Origin of the sequence: Methylobacterium indicum, from assembly GCF_001043895.1 — a bacterium.
Lineage (GTDB): Bacteria > Pseudomonadota > Alphaproteobacteria > Rhizobiales > Beijerinckiaceae > Methylobacterium > Methylobacterium indicum.
This window is the reverse complement of sequence record NZ_JTHF01000433.1, coordinates 1-611: the sequence shown is the minus strand read 5'-3', so window position 1 is coordinate 611 and position 611 is coordinate 1. Positions and strand designations below refer to the sequence as shown.

Annotated in this window: 1 protein-coding gene; it reads left to right on the top strand. The window is 67.6% G+C overall.

Annotated elements, in window-relative coordinates; genetic code table 11:
• On the top strand, nucleotides 1-611 hold a 611-nt coding region (locus tag QR78_RS31170; protein WP_048431518.1), incomplete at both ends, for a sodium:solute symporter.

Below are 611 nucleotides of genomic sequence, written 5' to 3'. Positions count from 1 at the left end.
GGCGCTCTACGCGGCGGCGTTCTGTCTGCCGCTCGGCCTCGTCCTGGCGCTGATCGGCTTGGCCGCCAAGACGCTCTATCCGAGCATGAACAGCCTCTACGCGCTGCCGATCTTCCTGAAGAACATGCACCCGCTGCTCGCCGGCGTCGTCACCACCTCGCTCGTCGCCTCGATCTTCGTCAGCGTCAGCACCGTGGCGCTCGCCATCGCGTCGCTCGTCGTGCGCGACTTCTACGTGCCGTACTGGAAGCCGGAGCCGGCCCAGGAGCTGCGCATGACGCGGGTGTTCTCGCTCGTCATCGCCGTGGTGCCGCTGGTCTTCGTGTTCTTCATCCCGGAGATCCTGAAGCTGTCGTTCTTCACGCGGGCCTTGCGCCTGTCGATCTCGATCGTCGCGATGGTCGGCTTCTACCTGCCCTGGTTCAGCTCGAACCGCGGCGCGACGCTGGGGCTCCTCGGCGCGGCGCTCGCCACCACGGTGTGGTACGCGCTCGGCAACCCCTACGGCATCGACAACATGTACATCGCCGGCCTCGCGCCGCTCGTCGTGATGGGCATCGAACGCGCCTTCCGCTGGGGCGGCAAGGAGCAGGCCAAGGCGCAGGCCGAGC